Source organism: Mucilaginibacter sp. OK098 (genome assembly GCF_900142915.1).
GTDB lineage: Bacteria > Bacteroidota > Bacteroidia > Sphingobacteriales > Sphingobacteriaceae > Mucilaginibacter.
The window spans coordinates 1-8,655 of the sequence record NZ_FRCM01000019.1 but is presented as its reverse complement, the minus strand read 5'-3'; the positions used below and the strand labels follow the sequence as shown (position 1 = coordinate 8,655).

Here is an 8,655-nt window from a genome sequence, read left to right as displayed (position 1 = left end):
TAAGGCCGGCCCTAAACGGGTTATCTTCATGCTGTAGGTCCGCTTAGTTACTCCATCCTGGGCCGTCGCTACTACTACAATCGTGTTATCTCCTACATTTAATGAAATGGAGCCGGAGGCGCTACCAGAGGCTACCACTACATTGTTTACAGTTATCGTATTGGTCGCATCAGGGCTTGTTGGAGTTACCGTTAGTGAGCTAACCGTATTGCCTACTGTCGCTATATAATCCTTATAATCCGCACCTGATACCGGTACCAGCGCTGTTTGCGGGTTGAGCGTAAGGTAGGTTAACTGAACATTGCTTGACGGTGCTGTACGGATTACCGTTATTGTATATGTTTTTATGGTGCTCCCGTCCTGCGCGGTTACCTGCACATCTATGGAGTTACTCCCTGCATTTAACGCCAGCGCGCCCGATGCCGTGCCGCTGCTTACCGGAGAATACCCTCCGCCGTTTACCTGGACTTCTAAGTCGCTAATATTCTTCGGATCTGCTGCTGTTGGTGTGATAGTTACTGTGTTTGTTGGATAAGGTACCGTAACGGTGTATCCTGTGGTGGTTGCAGGGTCAAATGCCGGGCTAAACGCCCCTGCCGTTGTGCTTAAGGATGATAAGGTAGCATCATTTGAGAACACTGTAAAAGTATTTGATGGCCCTGCTGCCGGCGCCGGGTTTCCTGCGTTATCTGCTACAGTTCCTGCAGCAAGCGATATGCCTATTGAACCAGCCCCTGTAATACCTGAAATGGTTACAGTGCGCGTTGCACCTGCCCCGCTTATACCTACCGTACCAGTTGCTGTTCCTCCTGTATTTAATGTAACGTCACCTGTGGCAAGCGTACTTGCTGCCAGGTCATTATCTGCATAAGTAATAGTATAAGTTACACTTCCCGCTCCGGCTCCTATTGAGGCTACCGATGGATTGCTGATATTAACTGTTGGTATGCTTGTATCAATAGTTACGCCCAGGCCTGGTGAAGCAACACCGGTATTGCCAGCTGCGTCTGTAGCCACTGCCGTAATGGTATGATTGCCATCGCTTAACACTGAACTGGTAATTGACCAGTTGCCTCCGGTGGCCGTTGTGTTTCCAAGCGAAGTTATACCATCAGTATCATACAAAACAACTGCTGAGCCATCTTCGGCGGTTCCGTTAAAAGTTGGTGTGTTTAAACTTGTTACATTATCTGTTGATGATGAACCCAGGTCACTCGCAGCAATCATATCAGGAGTTGATGGTGCTCCAGGGGCCTGCGTGTCAAAAGTAATAGTTGGCGTTGTGCCTGCCCCCCCGCCGTTCCCGGCAAGATCGGTATATGAACTCGCTGCAACTGTAATGCTGGCTATGCCGCCATTAGTGTTTGCTGTTGGAGTAAATGTAGCTGTGCGGGTTAAACCTGAACCTGATATAGCGCTAAGCGTACCACCCGAAACTACTACATCACCAGTTGTTCCATCCCATGTGAAGGTTACTAAAGGGTCTTCGCTAAAGGTAAAAGTGATTGTTGCTGTTTGACCAACCTTTAGAGCTGTCTTATCGCTGGTTATGGCCAATGTTGGCGGAGTTTTGTCAATAGTATATAATTGACCTGCGGTATATGGCAATGCGCTTATTCCGGGTAATAAGCCCGTAGCATTATTCAGGTTTAATGTTACATTCCCGTCACCTGTGCCAGTATTTACACTTACAGTATATGCAGGTCCTGTGCCTGTTACCGAGCTTACACTTGCCCCGCTGATAGTTCCGGTAGTGGTTAAGTTAAAGTTGCCGGTTGCCAGGCCTGTTACAGCCGCGCCTAATGTTACTGTATAATCAACAGATGTTGCATTGGTGGGGTTTGAGGCCAAAGCCTTTCTGTTAATTGAGGTAACTGTAGTGTTGGTATATAAATTTGCAGGATTACCGGGAGTTGTTGAAAGTAAATAATTTTCAGACCCAACTAATCCATTATATTCTACAGCCATTACCTGGTATTGCGTTGCTGCGGTAAGGCCGGTTATGTTTACAGATGATTGCCCGGTACCCTTATAGATACAATGCCATGAGCCGGGCCCTGTTCCTGTGCCAAAAGTTGTACTTGGTGTATAAGTAGTGTTAATTAATGGAGTTGGGCTGCCACTTGTGCCTTGTAATATAAAAACAGCTCTATTGGTACCATTGCCTTCGCCGCTCCAGTTAACTGTAGCAGTAGTAGTAGCTACATTTGTAAATGATACTGTGCTTGCCTGCACAGTAGGTGTTCCGTAAAAATGTAAAACAGCGCCCCCCAGACTTCCATCGCCATCGCCGGCAAAAATATTAGTACTGTTTGTTACAGCTATCCCCCATGGATACAAAATCCCATTAAAATGCAATGCTGTTGACAAAGTAGTTGGCGAGCCTAAACCGCCTGTATATTTAACTAACTTATACCCGCTGCCGCTGTTTTCTGAGCTGTAAAGATCACCTGCTGCATCAAACGTCAGAGCAGTGGCAAAATTATTTGTAGATAGCGTAGATGCAGCATATGAACTGGCGAATGCCAACCTTATAATTCCTCCTTTATCATTAGGAAAGCCACCGTCCTGGTTAAAATCATTAGTAACATAAATATCGTTGGTAATTGGCGATACAGCCAGGCCATTAGGATATGAGTTACCTGCATGATTAGCTAAATTATCATACAAGAGCACACTATCAACAGTTGATGTTAAATGCTGATAAACCGCGTAATGCGTTTGGGTGCCATCCAATTGGGCGGCGAATAAATTGTCATGTGAATCAACTGCCAGTGCCGAATAATAAGACCCTTTCCTGAAAACACTAGGTGTATAAACAGAGCCGCTTGTACCATTGTTTGAGGCCAGCTTTATAATTTGGCCGCCGTTTGCCGTAAAATCAGTTGTAACATAAACTGTACCTGTGCTTGTAACCGCAATTCCCCATGGCAGATCACCACCAGGGCCCGTATCATCACCTTCCGAGGCCAGGGTATAAATACTTAGCCCCGGGCCAGTGCCGTTAAAATATTTTAAAACCTCGCCTTTTAAGCCGCTGGTACCTGGTTTTACATGGATAACATATATATTACCGGCTGCATCCTTGGTTAAACCACTGTTTAGATCGCCAGTCTCAACATTTGAGTGGGTAAATACAGGCTGTGCCCATGAAGGAAGCGTTGCTCCCACTAAAAGAATAATTACTGCAATAACGTAAAACCCTTTTGTAAAAATTTGTTTCATAAAGTTTGGTTTATATACACATATATGGATTTTGCCAGCCACTCAGGCAACCCTCATGTATCGCTTTAAAATTCGCTGAATCGAACTTTAACCCGTTACCCTGGCTTACAACTGTTTTATAAATCTTATTTGTTGTTGTTTTAATTCGTACCACATCAGTAATTGGCAATGAGAAGCCCGACTGCGGGTAAAAATTACGTTCGCCTCTTGGCCCTCTTATTGATTCTTTTCGCAGCAAAGCTTTCGCGCCATCCCAGTCTTGCTTGTCAAGCTGCGGCCGCACTGCATTGAGTGCAAGTCCAGTTTCATAGCCAAGCAAACCAAATATATTGGCCTTTTGGCCTCCTTTTGTTTCAAACTTCTTCACAAACTCCCTGTTCCTTACATCTTCCGAATCGTAATTCCATGATACGGTTGCATAAAGTTCAAAATCCAAATGGGCCACATCATACAACACATCGTCATAAACCATATTTTCAGCAACCAAAAGCGGGATGTTTTTATAAAATTCCGAAGCGCGCCAGGCTGTTAAAAATGTACTGCTTTGCTTACCGGTAAATATTGCGTGTACGTATGCTGGTGCATACTTCTTTACATCTGCAAAAAACACATCAAGCTCTGTTTGCCCCCAATCACCTGTCTTGTTAGGGAAAATGTGGTTCAGCATTTGCTTTGACCCGGCATCACCCGCCCCATGCCTGAACGCATTGCTTAAATGATAGCCCGATTCATACAATGGCATCACCATCATTCCAGTGTCGCCATATTCTTTATAGGCCCAGTTGCCTAAGGCATATTGCGTTTGCCAGATCTGTTGTGATGAATAAAAAATTTCAGGGCTCAGGTGATTAAAATATGGGATATATTCGCCCATATCAAAAAAGAAACCCATTTTTCTGTGGTTGTCTATTGTCGGGATAAGATCAGGAATAGACTGGTAGCTGATCAACCCCGAAAGGATATCAATCTGATCAAAGAAGATTAACTTATTTGCTGCTTCCTGTGTAGAAGCAGCTGAACCTAATTTGGTGTATGCAGGTATAAATTGTACCTGATTTTGCCGGAAGGGGTCGAGGTTCATACCCAAAAGGATCCCGGCAGTTAAATGTGCGGCATAAAACGGGTAGATACTTGAGTAAGGGGATAACAAACCTATTTTTAGCGGCCGTTTCATTTAAATTAATTTTGGCTTGGAAAAACTCCAAACATGGATATAAGATAGTTAAGGCCTAAAACAGGCTGTATAATAGATGATGGCTGATTACCACCCGGGCCATTACCAATGATCTGATTTGAAAGAATTGTATCCGCCGGGTTAGAATTAAACATCTTTAAAGAAGTAGCATTCGGCCCTGCAGCTATATAAGGCGTTGCAAGGTAAGTGCCCTGAACCGGGATTCCGGTAGTACCAATATTGGGGCTTACTAAGGCACTGTGATTGTGAGAAGGGATCTGGTTTGTAGTAAGTGTAACTTCTTCTACACCTGCTACCTCACCAATAACCCTGGTACTTAAGCCGGCGCCAGTACCCTGGTGAATAGCCACCCTGCCCTGCAGATCAGGTAACCCAAAAGTTGACTGCCCATCACCCCCATATGTGGTTCCAATCAGGTTAAATAAAGTATCGTTTTCAGATATGGGTATCAACTGGCCAGCACACATTGACCAGCCGGCAATAGTGAAGTTGCCGCCAAATAAAATGATCGCACCTACGTATGGTTGCATAAGTTAAAATATTAAATAAAATAAATGGGACTTTACTCCGTTAAACATACTCACCTATTATAATTTTTTAGCTTAACTAAATTAAGCATGGAATTCTTTTTGCCAAAATGAAACTATTTCAAGCTTCCTTTTAAAAATACTATAATTAGCTTTAACAAAACCCGCAGTTTTGTATTGAACATAATACTAAATCACCCTCCGTTTCACCTTCACAACCTGGCTTTAAAACTAGGTTTGCGATGGAAAAATACCCTGAAGGGCTATACAATAACTTAATACTGAATACGGTTGCATTATAGTATGCGGCTGCGAGCCACCTTTATTACCAACACTTGACTGATGCAGTGTAACCAAAGCATTACCTGGCCCCGAAGGCGTATTGGTATACAATAAAATATTTGAAGCGTCAGCCCCAACACCTAAAACAGGACCCTGAGCCAATGAAGATGCATTGGTAGGAATACCAATTGTTGGCACACCTGTACTTACCTTAAAATCATGGTTATGTGGCGGCATTTCACTATAAATCAATGTATGGCTTTCCTGACCCGCAACTTGCCCCAGTACAAAACCATTTCCCTGGTGAATAGGTACCCTGCCCTGCAGGTTAGGCAATGCAAAGTTAACCCGTCCGTCTCCACCGTAAGTAGTACCCAAAAGGGAAAACAGCGCCTGGTTTTGATTGATAGGCAAAAGCTGCCCGTTACAAAGCGCCCAGCCTTTGGGCGGAAAACCAAAGCTCATTGCAAAAATTGAGGCTAAAAATGATTGTAGCATACTATTATTTTTTTAGTATTTACCAATTTGATGGATTTAAAAATCAGATTCTATTATTATGAACGTGCAGGAAAAACCCCCTGCATTGCAATAACATAAAGCATTGTTAAATAAGGCTGCATTATATTGTATGGCTGTCCTCCGCCTGCCGGTGCAAGCTCAGTTTGTAAAGCAACGGAATTGGTTGCAATATCAGTGGCATACAATTTTTGTGTTATAGCATGCGGCCCCGAACCTGTTGAAGGACCGCGGGACAGGCTGTTACCTGATGGTGTACTCTTTATATCAGCAACAGTAACCGCACCGGCATATGCCAAAAAATCATGCGTATGTGAAGGTAACTGACTTGTCTGCAGGGTAAATGTTGACGATCCGGTTTGCTCTCCAATAAAATATTGGCTTAAGCCGGCGCCCTGGCCCTGGCCTACCGCAGCCTGGCCCTGAAGGTCAGGCAATGCAAAAGTACTTTTACCGTCGCCACCGTAAAAAGTTCCTAATAGAGAAAACAAGGCAGTATTCTGGCTTATAGGCATCAATTGCCCATTACACATCGCCCAACCCTTTGGGGCAAAATTAAACCCGCATAACAATATTTGCGCAACGAAAGGTTCCATAAGGTTTTTAGATTGAAAGCCAAATCTAATTATTTTTTAATAAACATTAATATTTTTAAAAATATATTTTCTCACTATAACTACTACAAAAAAATACACTTATTATTAAATAATATCAAAATCATTATTACCTTTAAATCGATATTTCTTAAACATCACATATCCTTGTTAATTATGACTAATCAACGTAGGCGTTTTATAGGCCAGCTTTCATTACTTGCGGGTGCGGCAGCACTGAGTAAGCCATTTGCTTCAGTAGCAGCAATTAAACAAATCCGGATAAACCCTGCAGCCGATAACACCGTAACTATTTATCATACAAATGATTTGCATGGCAATTTAAACGCAGCTTATAAAAACATGGGCGGTTTAAATCATATAAAAAACACGCTTACCAGTCAAAATGCAAAAGGGTTATTGCTTGATGGCGGAAGCTTTTTAAATAAGGACCAAAATTATGCCGCGCATAAAAATATGATTGAAGCTATGAATAGCATAGGTTACCATGCTGCAACGATCGGCAGTCATGAGCTTTCAAAAGGCGAAGATTACCTTGCCCGGCTGGCTCCATTAATGCAGTTCACACTGATCAACTGTAATTATCAACTTGGTTATACGCTTAATAAATATGTGAAACCTTATGTAATTGTTAAAACAGGCAAACTAAAGGTAGGCATAACCGGCGTAGGCCAGCCTACTGACAGCGTTATTTATAATGATGCTATTAAATGTGCCAACAAAACGGCTGCTATGCTTAAGAATGATGAAAATTGCGATCTAGTTATCTGCATTTCTCACCTGGGCAATAACAAGGCAGGAACCATCCCTGACAATCAGAAACTTGCACAACAATCTGCAAATATTGACGTGATAATAAGCGGCGACAACCGTAAAATAACTCATGGCCCAACCCTGTTAAACAATAGTTTGAACCACGAAATATTTTTGTGCCAGGCTGGCTTTGACGGATTAATGATGGGTAAAATGGAATTTGCGTTTGATGATGATAAACAAAAAGCGCAAATAAACGCTATTCATCTTATCCCGGGCAAACCCGAAAACAAAAGGTTTGCAGCTTTATTAAACAAGTTTGGAACAATACAGGCTGCCTGATATACTTTACCTGTTTTATATTAATTTACTTTCACGAAAAATGGCGTTTATGTAGAATAAACGCCATTTTTCGTGAAACATAGCCGCACATTTTCTTTTGCATTTAACGCCGCAGAGCTTGATTGGGCTATATTGCCTAAACATAGCTTCCAGATCCGTTATAAATTATATGCTTACTGCTTTTCATTAAAGTATTTAATATTAATTAATATTTAAAAATAATAACCCCTGCTTGATGTTTTTTACCATCCCTTGCTTTATAATCAATTTGATAAAATATATAGCCGTTTTACGGAGTATTTAGTCCGTGCTAATTAAGCCATTTCTCAAAACCATATAAAAAACCAGGGGATCAGTTTCATAAACCGATCCCCTGATCTCTAACCTTCAATCACTAATTTTTCAAGCTTAATATTTTAATACCAGGTAACCTGTTTTATGTTTGGTATCATTGCCGTCCTTGTATTCCAGCGAGTAAAAGTAAGTACCCGCCAGTTGTAGTTTACCATTGGTATTGGAGTGCCCGTCAAATACTTTTGAAGTATTATCATAGCCTTTCACCTCGTATACCAGCGTGCCGCTACGGCTCATGATCTGCAGCGTGTTATCCGGGTAAGCGCTGATCCCGTCTATCTGCAGGTAGTCGCTTTTGCCGTCCCCGTTGGGCGATACATTCTGATGCACCACTACTTCATTTACAGTAACCGGCACCGTTTGTTTTTCATCATACAAGGAGGCAAGTCCGGCAGGCGTTTGCCGCTTTACCTTGATGCTGTAGGTTTTGGTGGTTACGCCGTCCTGTGCAGTTACTACCGTAGTAATGATGTTGTCGCCTACATTTAACGCAATGGATCCTGATGGTGTGCCGGACACTACCGCTACATTATTTACCGTTATGGTAGCGGTGGGATCCGCTGCCGTTGGTGTTATCATAACCGAGCTTACCGAATTATTCACCGTTGACGTATAATCCTTATAATCCGCCCCCGATACAGTGGTCAGCACTACCCTTGGACTAACCGTTAGGTTGGTTAATAGGGCTGGGGCAAGACGCGTTATCGTCATGCTGTACGTATTGGTGTTCAACCCCTCTGTTACTACCGTGGTGATCGTATTATCCCCTACATTTAATGGGATAGAGCCAGAGGCTGTACCGGAAGCTACCGCTACATTATTTACCGTTATGCTTGCTATTGCATCC

Annotated in this window: 7 protein-coding genes; 1 reads left to right on the top strand and 6 read right to left on the bottom strand. The window is 42.7% G+C overall.

All coding sequences use genetic code 11. The features are described 5' to 3' along the window. The 5 genes from BUE31_RS30455 to BUE31_RS30435 all read right to left on the bottom strand — a co-directional run. Window positions 1–3,225, bottom strand: a 3,225-nt coding sequence (locus tag BUE31_RS30455) for a beta strand repeat-containing protein (protein ID WP_200802013.1), incomplete at its 3' end; no start/stop codon positions are given. Window positions 3,226–3,235: 10 nt separating this feature from the next. Beyond that, a complete protein-coding gene (locus BUE31_RS30450) occupies window positions 3,236–4,399 on the bottom strand; it encodes an ABC transporter substrate-binding protein (RefSeq protein WP_073407705.1) in 1,164 nt (387 codons plus the stop codon). 5 nt (window positions 4,400–4,404) lie between these two features. Continuing rightward, window positions 4,405–4,950 (bottom strand): phage tail protein, encoded by a 546-nt coding sequence (locus BUE31_RS30445; RefSeq protein WP_073407704.1) that lies wholly within the window; start codon window positions 4,948–4,950, stop codon window positions 4,405–4,407. Between the two features lie 228 nt (window positions 4,951–5,178). Next, on the bottom strand, window positions 5,179–5,727 hold the full coding sequence (locus BUE31_RS30440) for a phage tail protein (RefSeq protein WP_073407703.1): 549 nt from the start codon (window positions 5,725–5,727) through the stop codon (window positions 5,179–5,181). 56 nt (window positions 5,728–5,783) lie between these two features. Beyond that, window positions 5,784–6,341 carry a phage tail protein gene (locus BUE31_RS30435; RefSeq protein ID WP_073407702.1) on the bottom strand — a complete coding sequence of 186 codons (558 nt, stop codon included), beginning with the start codon at window positions 6,339–6,341 and terminating at the stop codon, window positions 5,784–5,786. Window positions 6,342–6,515: 174 nt separating this feature from the next. Between BUE31_RS30435 and BUE31_RS30430 the strand changes: the two genes are divergently transcribed. Then, window positions 6,516–7,454: a metallophosphoesterase gene (locus tag BUE31_RS30430; protein WP_143167319.1), complete on the top strand. Its 939-nt coding sequence runs from the start codon at window positions 6,516–6,518 to the stop codon at window positions 7,452–7,454. A gap of 408 nt (window positions 7,455–7,862) precedes the next feature. Here the strand turns inward: BUE31_RS30430 and BUE31_RS30425 are convergent. Next, window positions 7,863–8,655: cadherin-like beta sandwich domain-containing protein (locus BUE31_RS30425; protein WP_143167318.1), on the bottom strand; the 793-nt coding region annotated here is incomplete at its 5' end.